The sequence below is a fragment of the Sphingomonas humi genome, from assembly GCF_039536725.1.
GTDB classification, from domain to species: domain Bacteria; phylum Pseudomonadota; class Alphaproteobacteria; order Sphingomonadales; family Sphingomonadaceae; genus Sphingomicrobium; species Sphingomicrobium humi.
The window spans coordinates 849,776-870,728 of record NZ_BAAAZD010000002.1; the positions used below are offsets into that span (position 1 = coordinate 849,776).

A 20,953-nucleotide genomic window follows, 5' to 3' on the forward strand; every position below is an offset into this window, starting at 1 on the left:
AGGCAAGGAGGGTAATTCATGCTCGACACTTCATCTCGGTCCCTGTTCGAAGGCGAGCATGACGCGTTTCGCGACACCGTGCGGCGGGTCGTCGCAACGCTCGATACCGATCGCCACGAGCGCGAAGGGATCGTAGAACGCGAGGCGTGGCTGAGGGCGGGCGAAGCCGGGATGCTGTGCCCGACCGTGCCGGAGGAATATGGCGGGCTCGGCCTCGACTTCCGCTTCAACGCCATCGTCTCCGAAGAAGCGTCCTACGCCGGAAGCGCGGTGGGCTGGTCGCTGCAGAGCGACATCGTCGCCGACTATATCCTCGCCTACGGAAGCGAGGAGCAGAAGAAGAAATGGCTGCCGAAGATGGTTTCGGGCGAGGCGATCACCGCCATCGCGATGACCGAGCCGGGCGCAGGCAGCGACCTTCAGGGGATGAAGACAATCGCCCGCAAGTCCGGCAACGGCTGGAAGCTTTCGGGGTCGAAGACCTACATCACCAATGGCCAGGCCGCCGATCTCGTCATCGTCTGCGCTCGCACCACCGAGGATGGCGGCGCCCGCGGCATTTCCCTGTTCCTGGTCGAAACGGGCGATGAAGGTTTCACCCGCGGCCGCAACCTCGACAAGATCGGACTGCACGGCAACGACACGTCCGAGCTCTTTTTCGACGAAGTCCCGCTACCCGGCGACCGCCTCCTCGGGGCAGAGAATGGCGGCTTTGCCATGTTGATGAACCAGCTGCCGCAGGAACGGCTGTCGATCGCGGTGCAATGCCAGGCTGCGGCGCAGCGTGCCTTCGACCTGGCGGTCGAGTTCACCAAGGATCGCAAGGCGTTCGGCAAGAGCGTATTCGACTTCCAGAACACGCGCTTCACCCTCGCCGATCTCAAGGCCAGGCTGCAGGTCGGCTGGGCGCATCTCGACTGGGCGATCCAGCGCCATCTCGCTGGCGAGCTGACCCCGGCCGAGGCGAGCGCGGCGAAGCTGTTCCACTCGGAACTTCAGTTCGCCGCCTGCGACACCTCGCTGCAATTGCACGGGGGAGCGGGTTACATGAACGAATATCCGATCGCCCGGCTGTGGCGCGATGCGCGGGTGACCCGCATTTATGGCGGCACCAGCGAGATCATGAAGGAGCTGATTGCGCGGTCGATCTGACGCCCGTTACCCCACAGAAACCTTCTTCCACTTACATTGTTGTCAGCTATGAGTGGCGGGGGAGGGAAGAGGATGAACGTGACGGCGCAAATGGCAGGCCATCCGGTGCCACCCGGCTGGCTTCCGGAGCCATTGCCGGTTGGTGAACTCGTCGTCCGCAGTGCCGCGCGGCATGGGGATCGCGACGCACTCGACTTCATGGGAAGAACGTGGACCTATCGCGCGCTGCTGAGCGAGGCGATGGCGGCGGCACAGGGCTTCCTCGCGCTAGGCGTCAGGCCGGGCACCCGCGTCGGGCTGTTCCTTCCCAACACCCCGCATTACCCGATCGCTTATTATGGCGCGCTGCTGGCGGGCGCGACGGTGGTCAATTTCTCGCCCCTCTATTCCCCGGAAGAAGTCGCCTTTCAGGCCCGCGATTCGGGCACCGAGTTGATGGTCTGCCTCGACCTTGCCAAGCTGTGGGCGCCCATGCAGCGCCTCCTCGATGACGGTTTGCTGACGCGATTGATCGTCGGCAATCTGCCCGAGGTGCTGCCGGCAGCCAAGGCGCTCGGCTTTCGCCTCCTGAAGCGCAAGGAGCGTCAGCCGCTCCCGCATGATCCGCGTGTTTCGCACTGGCAAGCTTTACTCCGCAGCGGCGGCAAGAAGACTCTTCCGGTCATCGAACCGTCGGCGATCGCCTTGCTCCAATATACCGGCGGCACCACCGGCGTCCCCAAGGGCGCGGCGCTGACCCATGCCAACCTTTCCGCCAACGCCGAGCAGCTCGCCGCGATCGACCCCGGTCACGGAACGCGCGAAGGCCGGGTGCTGGGTGCCCTGCCCCTGTTCCACATCTTCGCCAACAGCTGCGTCCTCAACCGCAGTATCATTTCGGGCGGGACGATCACCCTCCTCGCCCGCTTCGATGCCGGCGAGGCGCTTGCCGCCATCCGCCGCAACCGCCTGACCGACCTCGCAGGGGTGCCGGCCATGTACCAGGCGATGATCGATCATCCCGACGTCGCGAAGACCAGCTTCGCCTCCGTGCAGCAATGCTTCTCCGGCGGTGCCGCCATGACGTCAGCGCTGAAGGCGCGCTTCGAGGCGACCACCGGCGCGCGGGTGCTCGAAGGCTATGGCCTGACGGAAACCAGCGGCGTGGTCTCGGTGAATCCTTATGTCGGCGAAACCCGTGCCGGGACGGCAGGACTGCCCCTCCCCGGCACCGAAATCAGGATTGCCGATCCCGAGGCGCCCGAGCGCGTGCTGAGCCCCGAGGAAACGGGCGAGATCCTGATCCGCGGGCCGCAGGTAATGACCGGCTATTGGCGATCCTCCGAGGGTAAGCCCGAACCGCTGGCCGATGGCTGGTTGCACACGGGCGACCTCGGCTTCGTCGAGCCGGGCGGCTACCTGCGGCTGGTCGATCGTTCCAAGGACATGATCAACGTCGGCGGCTTCAAGGTCTTCCCAAGCCAAGTCGAGGCCGCGCTCCTGAAGGATCCGGCGGTCAAGGAAGCGCTGGTGATCGCCGTCCCGGACGAGCGCGTCGGCGAGCGGCCCAAGGCGTTTGTCGTTCTTCAGGAAGGTGCGGAACGTTCGCCGCAGCAGCTTCTGGCCACGCTATCGGAGCGGGTGGGCAAGCATGAGCGTCCCACCGCACTTGAGATATTGGACGACTTGCCACGAACGATGATCGGGAAGCCGGACCGCAAAGCGCTGAGCAAGATCGAGGCCGAGCGGCGGGAAGCGGCTACCAGGCAGGCCGCTGAAGGACAGTCGTCGGGCCGTGATAATCGACTGATTGCAACGGCTTGAAGCCAAGTCTTGCGGCCAGTTTGAAGCTTGGCTCGTTACCTTGGCTGATGATCGCCCAGATCGGCTGCGACGGCAGGTTCGCCTCGGCCCAGGCCAGCAGCGCCGAGGCCGCCTCATGCGCCATGCCGGTACCATGGGTTTCGGTCGCGAAGATCCAGCCCATTTCGGGCTGATCACCGAATTGCGGTTCGAAGTCGCGCCAGGCGGTGAAGAGGCCGATATTGCCGACCAGCTTGTTGTCGCTCAACCGCTCGACCGCCAGGCCGCCGAAGCCGTTCATCGCCCAATTGCCGTGCGACGCGCAGATGCGGCGCCAGCATTCTTCCTGGCCCATCGGCTCAGGCCCGAAGAAGCGGTGCACTGCCGGCTCGGACATGATGGCGTGGTAGGGGCGAAAATCCTCCCGCCGCCACGCGCGTAAACGAAGACGCCCGGTCTCCAGGGTGGGAGCCGGGCGTCCTTGCGTCATCGGTAAAGGACCGACTTACTTCTTGCCGAGCGACAGGCCGCCGAAGCGCTTGTTGAAGCGCGCCACCTGGCCGCCCGCGTCGAGCATCTTGCCGGTGCCGCCGGTCCACGCCGGGTGGGCGGTCGGATCGATGTCGAGATGGAGGGTGTCGCCTTCCTTGCCCCAGGTCGAACGGGTCTGATACTTCGTACCGTCGGTCATCTCGACAGTGATGAAGTGATAGTCGGGGTGGGTACCGCTCTTCATGGGTCAGTGTCCTTGTGGATGTGGCTGGTTCCGACCAGCCTTGAAAAGGTGTGCGCCCCCTAGCGACTGAGCGCCTGCTTGACAAGGCGCGCCCGCCCCGGCTCCGCCTGCTTGACAAGGCGCCGCCCCTCGGCGGACAAGCAGCGCGGGTTCAGGACCCGAGGAAGCCGGTGAGATTCCGGCGCTCTGCCCGGAACGGTGTGCAGCCAGACGCTGGCTGCAAGTCCGATCGTCGGCCTGAACCGTCGTCCGTTCAACCGTCCGGGGCCAGGCGGAAGACGTGGCAGCAAGCCTCCGCGACGACTTTGTTGTTCAAGTCTGTTGCGGGAGTGCCTGATCCTTGTTCCTGACCGACCTTCCTCTTCCGCCCCCGGCGGCGGACGCCATCATCGTTACCGCCGCGCGGAGCGGCGAGAAACAAGCCACGACGCCGGCCAGCGTCAGCCTGATCGAACCCCCGACGGTGGAGCGCCTGGGCGAGCCCCTGCTTGCAAGCCTGCTCCGCCTCACCCCGTCCGCCAGCCTGTCCACCGCCGGCACCGCAGGGTCGCAGATGCAGGTTCGCCTGCGCGGCGCCGAGGCCAATCACACCCTGCTGTTCGTCGACGGCATTCGCGCCAATGACCCGGCCGCGGGTAACGAACCGCGCTTCGAAGTGCTTTCCGCGGACCTCGGCGACCGGATCGAAATCGTTCGTGGACCGCAGTCGGCTTTGTGGGGAAGCGAAGCGATTGGCGGCGTGATCGCCCTGACCGCAACCCCGCGCCAGGGCGCAAGCGCGTCGGCCGAAGACGGAATCCACGGCTTCGCCCGGATCGGCGGCTCGGCTGGACTGAAGAGCGGCGATGTGACGCTAGGGCTTGGCGGCGGGGTGCAGGGGGCGGGCGGCATCAATGCGTTTGCCGCCGGCCCGGGCGACCGCGACGGCTATCGCAACGCCGTCCTGCGTGGCCGTCTCGACTGGAGCCGAGGTCCAGTCACTCTTTCGGCATCAGGCTTCGGCATCCGTGCGCGAAGCGAATTCGATGGCTCGGACCCGCTGACATTCCAGCGCGCCGACACCGCTGACCTCAGCCGTAATCGGCTTGCCGCAGGCAGGGCGGGACTGCGCTACGAAGAGAATGGCTGGACCCTGGCGCTCGGTGCGTCACGGCTGGGGTCGCGCAATCGCAACTTCCTTGGCAGCGAGGAGCAGAACCGCACCAGCGGGCGCCGTGACAATGTGACGGCGCAGGCCGCTCGCGAGGCGACCCTGCTCGGCATCACGCAGCGCTTTACCATCGCTGCCGAGTGGACGGGCGAGCGCTTCACGGCCTCCGACACCATCTATGGCGGCCTCACCAACCAGCGCCGCAAGCGCGACCAAGCAGCCCTGACCGCCGAGTATCGCGCAGAGGCGGGCCCACTCGTCACCACGCTCGCGCTTCGCCGCGACAGGTTCAGCGATTTCAGGGACGCGACCACCTTCCGCGCGGGCGCGCTGTTGCGGCTGGCCAATCAGCTTTCGCTGGCAGGCAGCTGGGGCGAGGGAATTGCCCAGCCGACCTTCTTCGACCTCTACGGCTTCTTCCCCGGCAGCTACGTCGGCAACCCGTTGCTGAAGCCCGAACGCAGCCGCGGCGGCGAACTTTCGCTCCGCGCGAGCAGCGGGCAATGGCGCGCGGCGGTCACCGCCTATCGCCAGCGCCTGCGCGATGAAATCGTCCCAAGCCCAAGCTTCACCTCGGCGGTCAACGCAGCCGGACGAAGCAAGCGTGACGGGATCGAACTGGAGGGCGGCTGGAGCGGCGGCGAGTGGCTCAACCTGAGCGCTGCCTACTCCTATCTCAAGGCCTCTGAGCCCGCCGGGCGCGAACTCAGGCGCCCGAGGCACAGCGGTTCAATCGCTGCGGATGGCATCGCCGGGCGCATCACCTACGGAGCGGCCCTGAGTTATACCGGATCCCGTCTCGACCGCGATTTCGACCTCTTCCCCTCGCCGCTGGTGCGTTTGGAACCCTATTGGCTCGGCAGCGCCCGGGTCGGTTTTCGCGTGGCGCCGACCGTGGAATTATTCGGTCGCCTGTCGAACGCCTTTGACGAACGGGTCGTCGATGTCGTCGGCTATCGTGCGGAAGGGAGGGCAGTCTTTGCCGGCATTCGCCTTGGCCCTCGCCGCTGACGCGGCCCTTAGGGTCGCTTCCCTTAACCTGTGCACCGACGAGTTGCTGCTACTGCTCGCCGGGCCGGGACAGATCGTATCGGTCAGTCACCTCAGCCAGTCGCCGCGGGAAACGGCGCTGTGGCGGTCGGCCCGCGCCTTTCCAGCTAACGACGGCAAGCTCGAAAGCGTCCTTGCCCGGCAGCCGCAAGTGATCCTGACCATGGGCGGTAGCGGCGGGGCCCGGCAGGCACTTGCCCGGCGCTTCGGCGCGCGTCTGATCGAGCTGCCCTACCCATCGACCCCGGCAGAGGTCGTGAACCAGGTCGAGCAGGTCGCCCGGCTGCTGGGTCGTCCGCAGGCGGCCGCGCCCTACCAGCGTACGCTAGATCGTTTGCAGGCGCGCCGCCCGCCGCTTGCGGAAGGAGCGTTCGTCGGCGGCGGGGGCCTCAGCCTGTCGCCACAAGGGCTTGGTGCCGAGTGGCTGGCCCTGGCGGGTTTCCGCCAAACGATGATCACCGGCGGACGGTTGACCTTGGAAAAGCTCGCAACCAATCCGCCCAAGTGGCTGATCCGAAGCGATTATCGGGCCGACCAAGCCAGTCGCGGCACCGCTTGGCTCAACCACCCGATAGTGACCCGCCTCAAATCCCGCACCATCGTTACCGATGGACGCGCCTGGACCTGCGGCGGCCTCGCCATGCTTGGCGAAGTGGAGCGGCTGCGGGGTGCCAGGACGGCAAGATGACAAGGCTCGTCGCGCCCTTCGTGCTTGTTCTTGTGCTGAGCGCCGCCGCACTGCTGCTGCCCTGGGCACCGCTCGCTGGACCAGAGGAACTGGCGCGGTTGATCGTCATCGAGCTTCGCCTGCCGCGGCTGCTGCTCGGCCTCGGCTATGGCGCGGTGCTGGGACTGACCGGGGCCGCCTTGCAGGCGATGTTCGCCAACCCCCTCGCCTCGCCCGATATCACCGGCGCAAGCAGCGGCGCTGCGCTCGGCGCAGTGGTCGGAACGACCATCCTCGGCTTCGCCAGCCCGATGGCGATGGGGGCCAGCGGAGCCGTCGGCGCAGCGCTTACCCTGCTGCTCCTGTTCGCCGTGGCCGGACGGCGTCCCAACGCCGCCACCCTGCTCCTCGCCGGGCTTGCGATCAGCCTTGCCGCCGGCGCCCTGACCAGCCTCGCCCTCGCGCTCGCCCCCTCCCCGTTTGCGTTTTACGAGGCGTTCGACTGGCTGATGGGAAGCCTGGTCGATCGCAGCCTTGGCCAGGCCGTTGCCGCGCTGGTTCCCGCCGCCCTTGCTGCCGTCTTCCTCCTCCGCAGGTCAGGAGCGCTGGACCGCCTCGCGCTTGGAGAAGATGTCGCGGCATCGATGGGGGTGGTGCCAGGCCGGCTGCGGCAGGAAGTGGTGCTGCTGTCGGCAATCGCGATCGGCGCCTGCGTCGCAGTCTGTGGGGCGGTCGGCTTTGTCGGCCTGATCGCGCCCGTGATCGCGCGCCGACTGACTCGCGGGCATCCCGGGCGCGCCCTCGTTCCAGCAGCCCTGATCGGCGCAGTGATTCTGATCGCCGCCGATCTCCTTACCCGCCTGGCGCCGCTCGGCCGGACGATCCCGCTCGGGGTCGTCACCGCCAGCCTCGGCACCCCCATCTTCCTGTGGGTGCTGCTGGGCATGCGGGGCAAGCTGGCGTCATGACGGCGCTTCTCCACGCCTCGGTCGCCTCGCCTCCGCGCCTTCAGGTGACCGAGGTGAGCCTTGCACCGGGCGAGCGGATCGCCCTGATCGGCCCCAATGGCAGCGGCAAGACTACCCTGCTGAAGGCGCTTGCCGGTATCGAGGGCCAGGCGACCGATCTCCGCCTCGACGGCGAGCGGCTCAGCGACATCCCGCCCGCCCGCCGCGCGGCGCTCCTCGCCTTCCTCCCCGCAAGTCGCGAGGTGCGCTGGCCGATCCCGGTACGCGATGTCATTGCGCTGGGTCTCAACCGGCCGGACCCCGAGCGTGTCGACGAGTTGCTGGATCGGCTAAGTCTCACCGAACTTGCGGAACGGCCGATCGATCTTCTGTCCACCGGAGAGCGCGCCCGCGCCCTGCTCGGCCGCGCGCTGGCGAGCCGCCCGAAGATATTGCTGCTGGACGAGCCCCTGTCGAACCTCGACCCGGCATGGGTGCTGCGAACGCTCGACCTGCTGGACGAGGTGACACACGAGGGATCCGCGGTCGTCCTCGCCCTTCACGACCTGTCGCTGCTGGGGCGGTTCGACCGTGTGCTGATGCTGGACGGGGGAAGGCTGGTCGCCGACATGCCACCGGCGGCGCTTCTCGCGTCTCCCTTGTTCGGTGACGCATTTGGCGTGGAGCCGGACGGCGCCGGCTGGACGCTCAGGCCTTAGGGGGATCCGCGATCATCGCGGTGAAATTGGCTTCGGCGGCGAGCTTGCCGTCGACAAGGGCCTGGCCGGCGAACTTGCAGACGCTGGAGCGCTTTTGGACGAAGCTGACCTTCAGTTCGAGCAGGCATCCAGGTTCGACCGGCGCGCGGAACTTGGCCCCGTCGATCGCCATGAAATAGACGAGCTTGCCCGACCCCGCGAGGCCGAGGCTTTCGACCGCCAGCACGCCAGCGGCCTGCGCCAGCGCTTCGACGATCAGCACGCCCGGCATGATCGGACGGCCGGGAAAATGCCCCTGGAAGAAGCTTTCGTTGATCGTCACCGCCTTGATAGCGGTGATGCGCTCGTCGACCACCAGTTCGGAAACCCGGTCGACGAGCAGCATCGGATAGCGATGGGGCAGCGCCGCCATGACCTGGCGGATGTCCCGCGTCATCGGCGCGGCGGTGCTGCCCCCTTCGCTCATCAGCTTAGCGCCCGGTCGGCTGCTGACCGGCCGGCTGCTGCGGCAGCGGCGTGACGCTTACCGACGGCAGCTGCGTGTTGAGCGCCGTCAGGACGTCGGTCGTGATGTCGACGCCATTGGCGCGGGCCAGCGTGGCATCGGTGTCGAGCGCGACATTGGCGCCGCGGGCGGTCATCACCTGGTTGATGATCGGGCCGAGGCGGGCATCGATCTGCTGGCGAACGTTCGCCTGCGTCGACTGGATATTCTGCTGCAGGCGCTGCAGCTCCTGGTTGGCGGTCTGCTGCGACTGCTGCCACTTCTGGACGCGCTGCTGAAGCGCGGCCGGCGGGCTCTGGCGCTGGGCGGCCGGAAGCGCATTGATGGCGGCCTCGATCGCCTGGCCCTCGGTCTGGATCGGAGCGGCGAGCGCCTGCTGGCGCGCCTGCAGCGAGTTGGCCTGGCCCTGAAGCTGCGAGACGGCGGCGCGGCAGGCGGTGCACTCGGTGTAGATGCGGCCGGTGTCGACCACGGCGATCACGGCAGCCGGAAGGCGAGCCTGCGCCTGGGCGGCAGCCGGCGCTGCAACGGCAGTGGCCGCGAGGAGGCCAAGAAGAAGCTTGTTGGTCATCAGAATGCAGTCCCTACGTTAAATTGGAAGAGCTTGGTGTCGTCGCCGTCCTGCTTGAGCAGCGCCTTCGCAAGGTCGATGCGAAGCGGGCCGAAGGGCGAGGTCCAGTTGACGCCGATACCGATGGCGAGTCGCGGCTTGGCGCTGTTGCCGAGGAATTCCTCGCGATAGCCCGGGCTGAAGCTGAGCGCCGTGTCGGTCGGCGCAGCGGCGCAATTGGCTGCGGTCTGGCCATTCGCCAGCACCTGCGCCGCGGGGGCCGTGACGCCTTCCTTGGTCGGCACGTAGAAACAGGTGCCGGGGAAGTTCACCAGGTTCGGCTGGCGCAGCTTGAACAGCGAACCGACGTCGATGAAGGCCGACGGCCGAAGCCCGAGGTTGCGTGCACCGGCGCCGAGCGGAAGCTCGAGCTCGAGGCGGCCCATGTAATAGGCACGTCCGCCGAGCGCGTCGGTGATCTGGCCCTTCTCCTCGAGCGCCGTCGCATCGACGTTGAAGCTGGTACGACGGATGCGCGGACCAATGCCGCGAATGTCGAAGCCGCGCAGCTGGGGCGTGAAGAAGCGGTCCGAAATGCGGATCGGGTCGAGCCCGGCGCGCTTGGCTTCCTGAAGCGGATGGACGTAGCCGCCCTCGGCGCGTGCCGAGAGGATGAAGCCGCGCCCAAGGCCCCAATATTTGACGCCTTCCGCACGCGAACGGATGTATTTCACGTCACCGCCGAGGCCCGCGAAGTCCTGGCTGAACGACATGCGCTGGCCGCGGCTGGCGCGGATGCCGTTGGTGTTGTCGAATACCAGGCTGTAGCCGACCAGAGAGGTCGTGCGCTTGCCGATTTCGTCGCACAGATACTGGCCCGCCTTGCCCGGATCGCAGACGAGACCGCCTGGGCCCGAACCGTCGAGGTCCGAATAGAACTGCGTCTTGTCGAGCGAGATCTTGTCGAAGTTCAGCGTGTAGCGGGTGCCGAAGTTGACATATTCGTTGACCGGGAAGCCGAGCGAGAAGCCGCCGCCGGTCTGGCCCTGGCTGTAGGTGCGATTGCGCTCGTTGCCGATGAAGTTGAAGCTGTTGAAGTCGCGCCGGTAGACCTGACCGCCGAGCAGGATCTGCTTGTCGAACAGATAAGGCTCGGTGAAGCCCAGCTGGACCGACTTCGAATAGCGCGAATAGTTGACCCCGGCGGACAGCGACTGCCCCATGCCGCGGAAGTTGTTCTGCTCGACGCTGGCGGCGATGATGAACCGCTCGAGGCTCGAATAACCTGCCGACAGCTGCAGCTGACCGGTCGGCTTCTCCTCGACTTCGACATTCAGCGCGACCCGGTCGGGCGCGACCTGCTCCTGCTTGATTTCCAGCTTTTCCTGGAAATAGCCGAGGCTCTGGATGCGGTCCTGGCTGCGCTTAACCTTGATGCTGTTGAAGGCGTCGCCCTCGTTCACGCGGAACTCGCGGCGGATCACCTTGTCGCGGGTGCCGGTGTTGCCCGACACGTTGATGCGATCGACATAGGTCCGCGGGGTTTCTCCGACGCGGAAGGCGATATTCATCGTCTGCGTGTCGGCATTGCGATCGTAATTCGGGTCGATCTCGGTGAAGGCATAGCCGAGCAGGCCGGCCGCCTCGTTCATCCGGGTGACCGAATCCTCGACCGCCTTGGCGTTGAACCAGTCGCCCTTCTTCATCCCGGCAAGCGCGACGATCACCTCGGGCTTGAAGTCGCGCAGTTCGGATTCTGCGGTGATGTCGCCGAACTTGTAGCGCTTACCTTCCTCGACCACGTAGGTGATGACGAAGTCGCGGCGGTCGGGGGTCAGTTCGGCAAGCGCCGAAACGACGCGGAAATCGGCGTAGCCCTGGGTCAGGTAAAAGGCGCGCAGCTTCTGCTGATCGGCAGCGAGCCGGTCAGGATCATAGCTGTCGTTCGACTTCAGGAAGCCGAGGAAGCCCCCGCTCTCGCGTGTGTACATTTCCTTGCGGAGACGGCCATCGGCAAACTGGTTGTTGCCGATGATATTGATCGCGCGAACCTTGGACTTGTCGCCCTCGCTGATCTCGAACACCAGGTCGACGCGGTTCTGGTCGAGCGTGACGACCTTGGGCTCGACCCGGGCGGCGAAGCGGCCCTGGCGCTTGTAGAGCTCGATGATCCGCTCGACGTCCGAACGGGCCTTGGAACGGGTGAAGATCTGCCGCGGCGCAAGCCGGATTTCGGGCAGGATCTTGTCGTCCTTGATGCGCTTGTTGCCTTCAAGCACGATGCGGTTGATGACCGGGTTCTCGCGCACCACCACCACGATGTTGCCGGTGTCCGCGCCCTGAATCTGCGCATCGGCGAACAGTTCGGTGTCGTAGAGCGCCTTGATCGCGGTATCGAGCGTCTCGCTGTCGTAGGTCTGGCCAGGCGAAAGCCCGGCATAGGAGCGCACCGTATCCGCCTCGAGCCGCTGGGCACCCTGGACGGCGATCGAACGGATCACGCGCTGCTGTGGCTGCTGCACGGGCGCCGGCGCTGGCGAAGGAGTGGCAGGACCCGTTGCGGGCTGCGCCGCAGCGGCAGGTGCCGGGGCCGCGGCCTGCTGCGCCAGGACGGGCGCTGCCCAACCCCCAGCGATGGTACCGAGCAGGAGTGACGCCCTCATCCGGATGATCAAAGCCCTATCGCCTTTCAAGCTGACGTCGCCTTTTGAACTCACGTAAATCTTTCCCCGCCTTCGCACTGGGTGGCTGGTGCTGCATCCGGCCCGCCCAAAGTGGGCCGCGACGCTACTAGACGCGGGCCCCTGCCGCGCCAACCGATATTGTTCAAGCCGGGATCAGCCCAACAATCGCCCCAATGTCTGCCACAGGCCAACCGACCCGAGGTCGTTGATGGTGGCAACAAGCATCAAGGTGATCAGCGCAGCGAAACCGCCGCGGAACAGCCACTCCTGCGCCTGGTCCCCAAGTGGCCGGCGGCGTGTAGCCTCGACCGCATAGAGCGCCAGATGACCCCCGTCGAGCATGGGAACTGGCAGCAAGTTGATGAACCCGAGGTTTATCGAGAAGAAGGCGATTAGCTGGATGAATTCGAACCAGCCGATGCTTGCGACCTGCCCGGCGACCTGCGCCATCTTGATCGGCCCGCCAAGCTCCTGGAGAGGGCGGCGGCCGGTGATGATCTGCCACAGGCCGACCGCGGTATTCTCGATCGTCGACCAGGTGATGCGGGTGGCCTCGGGGATGAGCTGCAGCACCGGCACGGTCTCGAACACGCGCTCACCCGTGCCGATCCCGAGACGGCCGATGCGATAGGTCTGCCCGAAGCGATCCTTTTCGATCACTTCCGACAGTCGGGTCGCGGCGGTGAACAGCTGCCCGGCGCGTTCGACCTTGAGCGTGACCTCTTCACCGGGACGAAGCCGGCTGTAGTCGGCAAGATCGTCGAACCGGCTGATCTCCTTGCCGTCGATACCGACGACGCGGTCGCCCTTGATCAGCCCGGCGCTCGCAGCAGGCGAACCGGGGAGCACCACAGCAACCACCGCTGGCGTGCGCGGCGCGCCGTTGGCGGCGATGAAGGCTGCGAAAATCAGGATCGCCAGCAGGAAATTGGCGGCGGGTCCTGCGAACACGACCAGGGCGCGCTGCCACACCGGCTTGGCGTGGAAGCTCCTGGCGCGCAGCTCGGGGCTCAGCTGATCGAGGTTCTGCCCCATGCTGGCCGGGTTCATGTCGCCGGTGAAGCGCACGTAGCCCCCAAGCGGCAGCCACCCGACTTTCCACCGCGTTCCCCGCTTGTCGGTCCAGCCGGCGACTTCCTTGCCGAAACCGATCGAAAAGGTGTCGGCCCCGATGCCGAACCAGCGCCCGACGATATAATGGCCGAACTCGTGGATGAAGACGAGCGGACCGATCGCCGCGAAAAAGGCGATGGCGATGAACCAGATCGGCGGCGTTTCTAGCATGAGGGCGCACCAGTCCCGAGCTGCGCGCGGGTCGCTCGGCGCACTTCCGCATCGAGTGCGAGCACGTCGTCGATCGAGGCAGGGAGAGGCTTGTCCATCCGCGTCAGTTGCTCCTCTACGTGGGAAGCAATGTCGCCGAAGTGAATGGCGCCCGCAAGGAAAGCCTCGACCGCCACTTCATTGGCGGCGTTGAGCGTGAGTGGCCCCGCCCCGCCGCGCCGAAGCGCCTCACGGGCAAGCCTGAGCGCCGGAAAGCGAACCGGGTCGGGCGCTTCGAAATCGAGCCGGGCAACCTCCAGAAGGTCGAGCCGCCGAGCGCCGGTCGCCATCCGTTCGGGATAAGCGAGGATATGACCGATCGGCACCCGCATGTCGGGCGAGCCAAGCTGCGCCAGCATCGAGCCGTCCGCATATTCGACCAGGCTGTGGATTACCGACTGCGGATGAACCAGGATGTCGATCCGCTCCTCGGGAAGCGCGAACAGGTGATGCGCCTCGATCAGTTCGAGGCCCTTGTTCATCATGGTCGCGCTGTCGACGCTGATCTTGGCGCCCATCGACCAATTGGGATGCGCGACGGCCTCAGCCGCCGTGGCCCGCGCCATTTCCTCGGCGCTCCAGGTGCGGAAAGGACCGCCGCTGGCAGTCAGGATGAGCCGTGAGACCTGTCCGCAATCCTGACCCGCAAGACATTGAAAGATCGCATTATGTTCGCTGTCGATCGGAAGCAGGACGGCGCCGGTGCGACGCGCTTCCTCGATCATCAGCGCGCCCGCCGAAACCAGCGCTTCCTTGTTGGCGAGGCCGATCGTCTTGCCGGCCCGCACCGCCGCCATCACCGGCGCAAGTCCCGCGGTTCCGACGATCGCGGCAATGACGAGGTCGGCAGATACCGCCGCTTCGGCCAGCGCCTCGCCGCCCGCCGCCGCCTGGATGTTCGATCCTGACAGCGCTTCACGCAGTTCGCTCAGCCGGCTCTCGTCGGCGATTACCGCCAGCGAAGCACGCGTTCGGCGCGCGATGGCGGCAAGCTCGGCGACATTGCTGGAAGCGGTCACGGCGGTGACCTCGAAGCGCTCGGACGCGGCCTCGAGCAGGTCGAGCGTCGAAGTGCCGATCGAGCCTGTCGCTCCAAGGATAGCGACCCGCTTCATCAGCTCAGTCCCGCGACGACGGCGAAAGCGGTCAGGACCGACACCGGGACGAGCCCGTCAAGGCGGTCGAACACGCCGCCGTGGCCCGGGAGGATGCGGCCGCTGTCCTTGACCCCTGCCCGACGCTTCATCCAGCTTTCGAACAGGTCGCCGATGGCCGACGCCAGTGCGAAGGGAGCAGCGAGCAGCAGCCAGCCCCAGTGCAGCCCTTGGCTCTGCGCCCAGATCCCGCCAAGCAGCGTCGCGGCGACCAGCCCGCCGATCAGGCCCGAGATGGTCTTGTTGGGGCTGATGGTCGGCGCGAGCTTGGGTCCGCCAAAGGTGCGTCCAGTGAAGAAGGCGCCGATATCCGCGCTCCAGGTAACGATGAACGACCACAGCACCAGTTCGAAGCCCTGGCTGCCCGGTGGGTTTCCGCCCCGCTCGCGCACCCACAGCAGCGACAGCGCGGGCAGCAGCGCGAAGATGAAACCGGCAAGGTGCCAGGCAAGGCCCCAGCCCCGCACCATCTTCGCCCATTCGTAATAGATGGCAGTGGCGGCAAGCGCGACCAGCAGGGCGAAGGCGGTGCCGCCGAACCATTCGGCGGTCAGCGCGGTCAGGATCATCAGCACGCCGGTGATCGTGCGCAGCCAGATTTCGCTCATCGGCCGCCGAACCGCCTTTGCCGTCTCGAAAATTCGGCCAGCGCCGCGGCAAAGGCCGCTTCGTCGAAGTCCGGCCACAAGGTGTCGACGAAGTGCAGCTCGGCATAAGCCGCCTGCCACAGAAGGAAGTTCGACAGGCGCACTTCGCCGCTGGTGCGGATCAGGAGATCGAGCGGCGGGAGGTCGCGGGTGTGGAGCAAATTCTCGATCGCCCCGATATCGATCGTGTCGGGATCGACCGTTCCGTCCCTTGCGCCCTGCGCAAGCGCCCGGGCAGCAGCGGCCAGTTCGGCCTGGCTGCCGTAATTGAGCGCGATGACGAGGGTCAGCCGGTCGTTGCTGGCGGTTTCCGCGACCGCCTTCTGCAACCGGTCATAGAGTTCGTTGCCGAAGGCCGCGGGCTCGCCAATCAGCTTGAGGCGAACCTTTTCCTTCTGCAGCGTTCCAAGCTCGCGCTCGAGGTAGAAGCGCATCAGCCCCTTGAGGTCGCTGACCTCGTCCTCGGAGCGACGCCAGTTCTCGCTTGAGAACGCATAAAGCGTCAGCACCTCGACGCCATTGTCGACCGCGGCCTGCATGGTCCGGCGGACGGCCTCGGCGCCGGCGCGATGGCCGGCAACCCGCGGGAGGGAGCGCTTGGCGGCCCAGCGGCCATTGCCATCCATGATGATGGCGACATGGCGCGGAACCGTGACGGGAGCGGACGGCCCCTCGACGACGCTCGAGGCAGAGGGGGTGAGGTTCATCGCACCACATCCTCTGTCATTGCGGACGCAGCGAAGCAATCCATCGTCAGATCCCGGGATGCTTCGCCTCCTTGCCCCTCGCAATGACGAAGAAGGGCGGGCCTCACTTGTTGAGGATTTCCTTTTCCTTGGCCGCGGCCGCCGCGTCGATCTCCTTGATCGTGTCGTCGGTCATCTTCTGGACCTCGGTGTCGAGCCGCTTGTGCTCGTCCTCGCTGATTTCCTTCTTCTTCTCGTCGGTCTTGAGCGCGTCCATCGCATCGCGGCGCACGTTGCGGGCGGCGATCCGGGCCTTTTCGGCATATTGGCTGACAAGCTTGGCGAGCTCCTTGCGGCGCTCCTCGGTCATGTCCGGAATGGGAAGGCGGATCATCTGCCCGTCGGTGATCGGGTTGATCCCGAGGCCAGCCGAGCGGATCGCCTTTTCGACCGCATTGAGGTTCGACCGGTCCCACACCTGGACCGACAGCATCCGCGGCTCGGGTACCGAGACGGTCGCGACCTGGTTCAGCGGCATCTTGGCACCATAGACCTCGACTTGGACCGGATCGAGCAAGGCGGACGAGGCGCGGCCGGTACGAAGGCCACCAAGATCACTCTTGAGCGCTTCAACCGACCCGCTCATGCGGCGCTGGGTATCGGCCTTGTCATAGGCTGGCATTGGTCTGTTCCTCCTGGTTCTGAACGATCGTTGCGGTCCCCTCCCCAGCCAGCACCTTGGCAAGATTGCCCGGCTGACGGATGTTGAAGACGACGATCGGAATGTCGTTGTCGCGGCACAGCGCGACCGCGGCCGCGTCCATGATCTTGAGGTCCTCGGCCAGGACCTTGTCGAAGCCGATGGTGTCGTAGCGCTTGGCGTCCTTCACCTTCTTGGGATCGGCCGAATAAACGCCGTCGACGCTGGTGCCCTTGAACAGCGCGTTGCACTTCATCTCGGCCGCACGAAGCGCAGCGCCGGTATCGGTGGTGAAATAGGGCGAACCGACGCCGGCGGCGAAGATCACCACCCGCCCCTTGGCAAGGTGGCGCTCGGCGCGGCGGCGGATCACCGGTTCGCACACCTGATCCATCTTGATCGCCGACTGGACCCGGGTGTCGACCCCGATCTGCTCCAGCGCATTCTGGACGGCGAGCGCGTTCATCACCGTTGCGAGCATGCCCATGTAGTCGGCCTGGGCCCGGTCCATGCCCTTGGCGGCGCCGGCCATGCCGCGGAAGATGTTGCCCCCGCCGATGACTAAGCACAGCTCGAACCCGGCTTCCTTGGCGGCCTTTACCTCGGAGGCCATGGCAGCCACCGTGTCGGGATCGATCCCGAACTGTCCCGGCCCCATCAACGCCTCGCCCGACAGCTTCAGGAGAATGCGGTTGAAGCGGCGAGGCATGGGGCTGGCTTGTCTCTCGAATAAGAAAACGGACGGCAGCGCTTCTATAAGCGCCGCCGCCCGCTTTGGAAGTGCCTTCTCCCCTCGACGCGAGAGGAGGAGGAAGGTCAGCCCTGCTTGACGCCCGACACGGCGGCAACTTCGGCAGCAAAGTCGCTCTGCTGCTTTTCGATGCCTTCGCCGAGCTGGAAGCGGACGAAGTCCTTGACCGCGACCGAGCCGCCCGCCGCCTTGGCTTCGGACGCGACCCAATCCTGGACCGGGGTCTTGCCGTCGAACACGACCGCCTGGCTCAGCAGCGCGCTTTCCTTGCGGAACTTGTCGACCGGACCCTTGAGGATCTTCTCGGCAATGTCGGCGGGCTTGCCGGCAATCTTGTCGGCATTCTTCTCGCGGGCGATCGCCGCTTCACGCTCGATCACGGCCGGGTCGATGTCGTCGCCGGTCAGCGCGAGCGGATTGGCGGCGGCGATGTGCATCGCAAGCTGCTTGCCGAGCGTTTCGAGCTTGTCGGCCGGGGCGTCGCCCTCGAGCGCGACGAGCACGCCAATCTTGCCCATGCCCGGGGCCGCGGCGTTGTGGACGTAGGACACGACCGCGCCGTTCGCCACCTCGAGGCTCTTCATGCGGCGCAGGTTCTGGTTCTCGCCGATGGTGGCGATGTTCTCAGTCAGCGCTTCGCCGACGGTCTTGCCCGACGGCATGGCCGCGTTCTTGAGCGCTTCGACATCGTCCTCGCCAGTGGTCAGCGCAAGCGCGGTGACGTCACGGACGAAGTTCTGGAACTGGTCGTTCTTGGCGACGAAGTCGGTTTCCGAGTTGACCTCGACGACAACGCCCTTCTTGCCATTGACGGCAACGCCGACCAGGCCTTCGGCAGCAGTGCGGCCCGCCTTCTTGCCCGCCGACGCGAGGCCCTTGGCGCGCAGCCAGTCGATCGCCGCCTCGATGTCGCCGCCAGTCTCGGCCAGCGCCTTCTTGCAGTCCATCATGCCGGCGCCCGAGCGCTCGCGCAGTTCCTTGACCATCGCGGCCGTGATGTCAGCCATGTCCAATTCCTTTTGCTCCCCTCCCGCTGTCGGGAGAGGCTGGGGGAGAAATGTAAAAAGCAGTGGAGAGCGTCACGCCTGTGACAGCCCTCCACTGAAGATCCCCTCCCGCAGGCGAGAGGGGGAAAAGGCTTACGCCTCGAGCGCGGCTTCGGCCGGCGGCTCGGCCATGGCGCCGATGTCGACACCCTGGCGCTGCTGGTTGCCGGTCTTGCCCGAGGTGGCCGCCTCGGCGACCGCATCGGCGTAGAGGCGGATGGCGCGGCTGGCGTCGTCGTTGCCCGGGACCGGGAAAGCGATGCCTTCCGGGTTCGAGTTCGAATCGAGGATCGCGACGACCGGAATGCCAAGGACGTTGGCTTCCTTGATCGCCAGCTCTTCCTTGTTGGTGTCGATCACGAACATGACGTCGGGCAGGCCGCCCATGTCGCGGATGCCGCCGAGGCTCTTCTCGAGCTTGTCGCGCTCGCGGGTGAGCTGAAGGACTTCCTTCTTGGTCAGACCGGCGGTGTCACCCGACAGCTGCTCCTCGAGGCTCTTGAGGCGCTTGATCGAGTTGGAGATGGTCTTCCAGTTGGTCAGCATGCCGCCGAGCCAGCGGTGGTTGACGAAGTGCTGGCCCGAACGACCGGCGGCTTCGGCCACCGCGTCCTGCGCCTGGCGCTTGGTGCCGACGAACAGCACCTTGCCGCCGCGGCCGACGGTCTGCTGGACGAAGTCGAGCGCGCGGGCGAACAGCGGAACGCTTTGCGACAGGTCGATGATGTGGACACCGTTGCGGTCGCCGAAGATGTACGGCTTCATCCGCGGGTTCCAGCGGTGGGTCTGGTGGCCGAAGTGAGCTCCGGCTTCGAGCAATTGCTGCATGGAGACGAGCGTGCTCGCCATAGGATAATTCCTTTCCGGTTGTTCCTCTGGGGGGCGGGAACGGGCGACCGGTAAGGCCACTCGCACCGGGCTATGATGCCCCCCATGCGGGTTTTGCGTCGCCGTCCCTGGCACATCCGAATGGTAGCGGAGGAGGGACTTGAACCCCCGACACGCGGATTATGATTCCGCTGCTCTAACCAGCTGAGCTACTCCGCCCCTGTTCGGGGTGCCGTGACGGCGGGCGGGCCTATACGCGGCAGGTCCCCCACCGTCAACGCCAAGGAACCGTCCTCTTCCAACCTTGTTAGGCTGCGCAAAGGAGACACACCACCATGGACCCGCTCACGCCGCTCGATACTCTTTGCCGGATCATTCTCAGGGCGCGCGAATATGAAGCGCAGACGCCGTCGGATTATGACGAGGGCGAAGGCGCCGACAATGTCGACGACGACAGCAGCGGTGAAGCGCTGTCGGTCCTCGACGACGATATCAACGACGGCGTGGAGGAAGAACTTCGCGCGGTGATCGACGATCTCGCCGAAGATCAGCAGGCCGAACTGCTTGCCTTTTGCTGGGTCGGCCAGGGCACCTACGACGCGTCCGACTGGGACGAGGCGATGGCCGAAGCCACCGACGAGATCCGCGGCGGCGACGTGGTCGACCAGTTCCTCGAGATGCCGATGCTGGCAAGTGTCCTGGAAGCCGGCATGGCCGCCTTCGAACTCAGCTGCGACGGGGTCGGCGACCTCAGCTAACCGCGGAAGCTCCACCGCCCGAGGCGTTCCCACGGACCGCCAAGGTAGCGGTGGAGCTCAAGCCCGGCGATCTTGAGCGGTCGCGGGCTGAAGCCCGCCTCCAGCTCGCGCAGCAGCGCCTTGGCCGCCTTGGGCTCCGCCTTGTTCATGATGGTGACGTGCGGACGCCAGCCCTGCCCGTCCTGCGCCGTCAGAAATCCATGGAAATGGTCCGCGATACTGCGGCGGACGGCCTCCAGTTCATCCGACACAATGCGGTAGGCGACGCCGCGGCCAAGGTTCATCAGGCCGGCGACCTTTGCCGCCGGCGCCGGGGTGCTCGCTTCGCGGGCCAGCACCCTCCCCGCTTCGGCTTCGGCGCTCGGCGGGAGCGCGTGGAACATGGTGAGATGCGCGGAAAGCTGGTTGCGCTCGGGCGGAAAATAGGTCCGGCGCTGCCCGTCGAGCCAGGCGAAATCCTCGGCGCCAAGAGCCGCGGTGACGATCAATGCGCCGCTCATCGGTGATCCTTGCTTGCGATGTGGGTCACGCTCCCGGCCAATTGTCCTTCTGGAGTTCGGGCAGGCGCTCGAACTGGTCGGGGCAGATGTCGGTCTTCACCGCCCCTTCCTCTACCCCCGCATAGTGCCAGTCGACCCGGCGGAAGGTCTCCCCCACCCCGGCGACACCTCCCTGCGCCACCACGAGATAGCAAAGCCGCCCGCCATCGCAGCTGATCATCGCGTCGACCGTGGAGCCGAGCACCTCCCCGCCGCGACCGAGCAGGTGCGCGGCGGTCAGGCTGGATGCCGGGAAAAGATTGTCGCCCGGCAGCGCGGTGCTGGCCTCGGCAGCCTTGCTTGCGCCTTCCTCCAGCTTGGCCTGCCGCCCGAGCCAGCGATAGACACCGAACAGGTTGAGCAAAGTCATGACGACATTGGTCCACATCAGGGCCGGCTGTCCGGTCAGATAGCCGGTGGTGAACCAGGCGATCGATCCGACGGTGAAGATGATGAAGCCGATGCCCGTGACCCGGCTGCCAAGGTTGGAAGCGGTGAAACAGGCGGCGATGATGGTGGCGGCAGTGGCGATCCACGAAGCGGTTTGATCCATTCGCCGCCAATGCCGGAACCACACTC

General features: G+C 66.1%; 22 protein-coding genes, 1 tRNA gene and 1 riboswitch. Of the genes, 7 read left to right on the forward strand and 16 right to left on the reverse strand.

Annotated elements, in window-relative coordinates; genetic code table 11:
• The first annotated feature begins 18 nt into the window (after positions 1-18).
• The gene (locus tag ABD729_RS12065) at positions 19-1,152 is read left to right on the forward strand and encodes an acyl-CoA dehydrogenase family protein (RefSeq protein ID WP_344710606.1); all 1,134 of its coding nucleotides are present in this window, start codon (positions 19-21) and stop codon (positions 1,150-1,152) included.
• A gap of 72 nt (positions 1,153-1,224) precedes the next feature.
• Entirely contained in the window at positions 1,225-2,955 is a 1,731-nt protein-coding gene (locus ABD729_RS12070) for an AMP-binding protein (protein ID WP_344710608.1), read from the forward strand.
• Here the strand turns inward: ABD729_RS12070 and ABD729_RS12075 are convergent.
• Both ABD729_RS12075 and rpmE read right to left on the reverse strand, forming a co-directional pair.
• On the reverse strand, positions 2,891-3,331 hold the full coding sequence (locus ABD729_RS12075; RefSeq protein WP_344710610.1) for a GNAT family N-acetyltransferase: 441 nt from the start codon (positions 3,329-3,331) through the stop codon (positions 2,891-2,893). The two genes, ABD729_RS12070 and ABD729_RS12075, sit on opposite strands and share 65 nt — an antisense overlap.
• A 108-nt stretch (positions 3,332-3,439) precedes the next feature.
• Positions 3,440-3,670 carry a 50S ribosomal protein L31 gene (gene rpmE, locus ABD729_RS12080; protein WP_168069369.1) on the reverse strand — a complete coding sequence of 77 codons (231 nt, stop codon included), beginning with the start codon at positions 3,668-3,670 and terminating at the stop codon, positions 3,440-3,442.
• Positions 3,671-3,819: 149 nt separating this feature from the next.
• Positions 3,820-3,913, forward strand: a riboswitch (adenosylcobalamin-variant (AdoCbl-variant) riboswitch).
• 97 nt (positions 3,914-4,010) lie between these two features.
• Here rpmE and ABD729_RS12085 point away from each other — a divergent pair.
• Genes ABD729_RS12085 through ABD729_RS12100 form a run of 4 tightly spaced genes read left to right on the forward strand, consistent with a single transcriptional unit; the run spans position 4,011 to position 8,203 of the window.
• The gene (locus ABD729_RS12085) at positions 4,011-5,831 is read left to right on the forward strand and encodes a TonB-dependent receptor plug domain-containing protein (RefSeq protein ID WP_344710616.1); all 1,821 of its coding nucleotides are present in this window, start codon (positions 4,011-4,013) and stop codon (positions 5,829-5,831) included.
• Positions 5,815-6,558 carry an ABC transporter substrate-binding protein gene (locus ABD729_RS12090; protein WP_344710618.1) on the forward strand — a complete coding sequence of 248 codons (744 nt, stop codon included), beginning with the start codon at positions 5,815-5,817 and terminating at the stop codon, positions 6,556-6,558. Before ABD729_RS12085 ends, ABD729_RS12090 begins: the two co-directional genes overlap by 17 nt.
• Complete coding sequence (locus tag ABD729_RS12095; RefSeq protein WP_344710620.1) at positions 6,555-7,505, forward strand: FecCD family ABC transporter permease; 951 nt, start codon at positions 6,555-6,557, stop codon at positions 7,503-7,505. Before ABD729_RS12090 ends, ABD729_RS12095 begins: the two co-directional genes overlap by 4 nt.
• Positions 7,502-8,203 carry an ABC transporter ATP-binding protein gene (locus ABD729_RS12100; protein ID WP_344710622.1) on the forward strand — a complete coding sequence of 234 codons (702 nt, stop codon included), beginning with the start codon at positions 7,502-7,504 and terminating at the stop codon, positions 8,201-8,203. Before ABD729_RS12095 ends, ABD729_RS12100 begins: the two co-directional genes overlap by 4 nt.
• On the opposite strand, the gene fabZ is transcribed toward ABD729_RS12100, so the two are convergent.
• From fabZ to ABD729_RS12160, 12 genes are all read right to left on the reverse strand, one after another.
• Positions 8,193-8,669 carry a 3-hydroxyacyl-ACP dehydratase FabZ gene (fabZ, locus tag ABD729_RS12105; RefSeq protein WP_344710624.1) on the reverse strand — a complete coding sequence of 159 codons (477 nt, stop codon included), beginning with the start codon at positions 8,667-8,669 and terminating at the stop codon, positions 8,193-8,195. The two genes, ABD729_RS12100 and fabZ, sit on opposite strands and share 11 nt — an antisense overlap.
• Positions 8,670-8,673: 4 nt before the next feature.
• Complete coding sequence (locus tag ABD729_RS12110) at positions 8,674-9,279, reverse strand: OmpH family outer membrane protein (protein ID WP_344710626.1); 606 nt, start codon at positions 9,277-9,279, stop codon at positions 8,674-8,676.
• On the reverse strand, positions 9,279-11,921 hold the full coding sequence (gene bamA, locus ABD729_RS12115) for an outer membrane protein assembly factor BamA (RefSeq protein WP_344710628.1): 2,643 nt from the start codon (positions 11,919-11,921) through the stop codon (positions 9,279-9,281). Before bamA ends, ABD729_RS12110 begins: the two co-directional genes overlap by 1 nt.
• Positions 11,922-12,095: 174 nt before the next feature.
• Positions 12,096-13,226 (reverse strand): M50 family metallopeptidase, encoded by a 1,131-nt coding sequence (locus ABD729_RS12120; RefSeq protein ID WP_344710630.1) that lies wholly within the window; start codon positions 13,224-13,226, stop codon positions 12,096-12,098.
• A complete protein-coding gene (locus ABD729_RS12125; RefSeq protein WP_344710632.1) occupies positions 13,220-14,380 on the reverse strand; it encodes a 1-deoxy-D-xylulose-5-phosphate reductoisomerase in 1,161 nt (386 codons plus the stop codon). Before ABD729_RS12125 ends, ABD729_RS12120 begins: the two co-directional genes overlap by 7 nt.
• Complete coding sequence (locus ABD729_RS12130; protein ID WP_344710634.1) at positions 14,380-15,027, reverse strand: phosphatidate cytidylyltransferase; 648 nt, start codon at positions 15,025-15,027, stop codon at positions 14,380-14,382. The genes ABD729_RS12125 and ABD729_RS12130 overlap by 1 nt, the downstream gene beginning before the upstream one ends.
• Complete coding sequence (uppS, locus tag ABD729_RS12135; RefSeq protein ID WP_344710636.1) at positions 15,024-15,773, reverse strand: polyprenyl diphosphate synthase; 750 nt, start codon at positions 15,771-15,773, stop codon at positions 15,024-15,026. The genes ABD729_RS12130 and uppS overlap by 4 nt, the downstream gene beginning before the upstream one ends.
• A 103-nt stretch (positions 15,774-15,876) precedes the next feature.
• Complete coding sequence (frr, locus tag ABD729_RS12140; protein WP_344710638.1) at positions 15,877-16,434, reverse strand: ribosome recycling factor; 558 nt, start codon at positions 16,432-16,434, stop codon at positions 15,877-15,879.
• Positions 16,421-17,161, reverse strand: coding sequence for a UMP kinase (gene pyrH / locus ABD729_RS12145; RefSeq protein WP_344710640.1), 741 nt, complete (start codon positions 17,159-17,161; stop codon positions 16,421-16,423). Before pyrH ends, frr begins: the two co-directional genes overlap by 14 nt.
• A 107-nt stretch (positions 17,162-17,268) precedes the next feature.
• Positions 17,269-18,210: a translation elongation factor Ts gene (tsf, locus tag ABD729_RS12150; protein ID WP_344710642.1), complete on the reverse strand. Its 942-nt coding sequence runs from the start codon at positions 18,208-18,210 to the stop codon at positions 17,269-17,271.
• A 132-nt stretch (positions 18,211-18,342) separates the two neighbouring features.
• On the reverse strand, positions 18,343-19,098 hold the full coding sequence (gene rpsB / locus ABD729_RS12155; protein WP_344710644.1) for a 30S ribosomal protein S2: 756 nt from the start codon (positions 19,096-19,098) through the stop codon (positions 18,343-18,345).
• A gap of 121 nt (positions 19,099-19,219) precedes the next feature.
• Positions 19,220-19,296 (reverse strand) — tRNA-Met (locus ABD729_RS12160).
• A gap of 116 nt (positions 19,297-19,412) precedes the next feature.
• Between ABD729_RS12160 and ABD729_RS12165 the strand changes: the two genes are divergently transcribed.
• The gene (locus ABD729_RS12165) at positions 19,413-19,835 is read left to right on the forward strand and encodes a DUF3775 domain-containing protein (RefSeq protein ID WP_344710646.1); all 423 of its coding nucleotides are present in this window, start codon (positions 19,413-19,415) and stop codon (positions 19,833-19,835) included.
• Here the strand turns inward: ABD729_RS12165 and ABD729_RS12170 are convergent.
• Positions 19,832-20,335 carry a 2'-5' RNA ligase family protein gene (locus ABD729_RS12170; RefSeq protein WP_344710648.1) on the reverse strand — a complete coding sequence of 168 codons (504 nt, stop codon included), beginning with the start codon at positions 20,333-20,335 and terminating at the stop codon, positions 19,832-19,834. The genes ABD729_RS12165 and ABD729_RS12170 overlap by 4 nt on opposite strands.
• A gap of 25 nt (positions 20,336-20,360) precedes the next feature.
• Entirely contained in the window at positions 20,361-20,927 is a 567-nt protein-coding gene (locus ABD729_RS12175; protein WP_344710650.1) for a PRC-barrel domain containing protein, read from the reverse strand.
• Between the last annotated feature and the right edge of the window lie 26 nt (positions 20,928-20,953).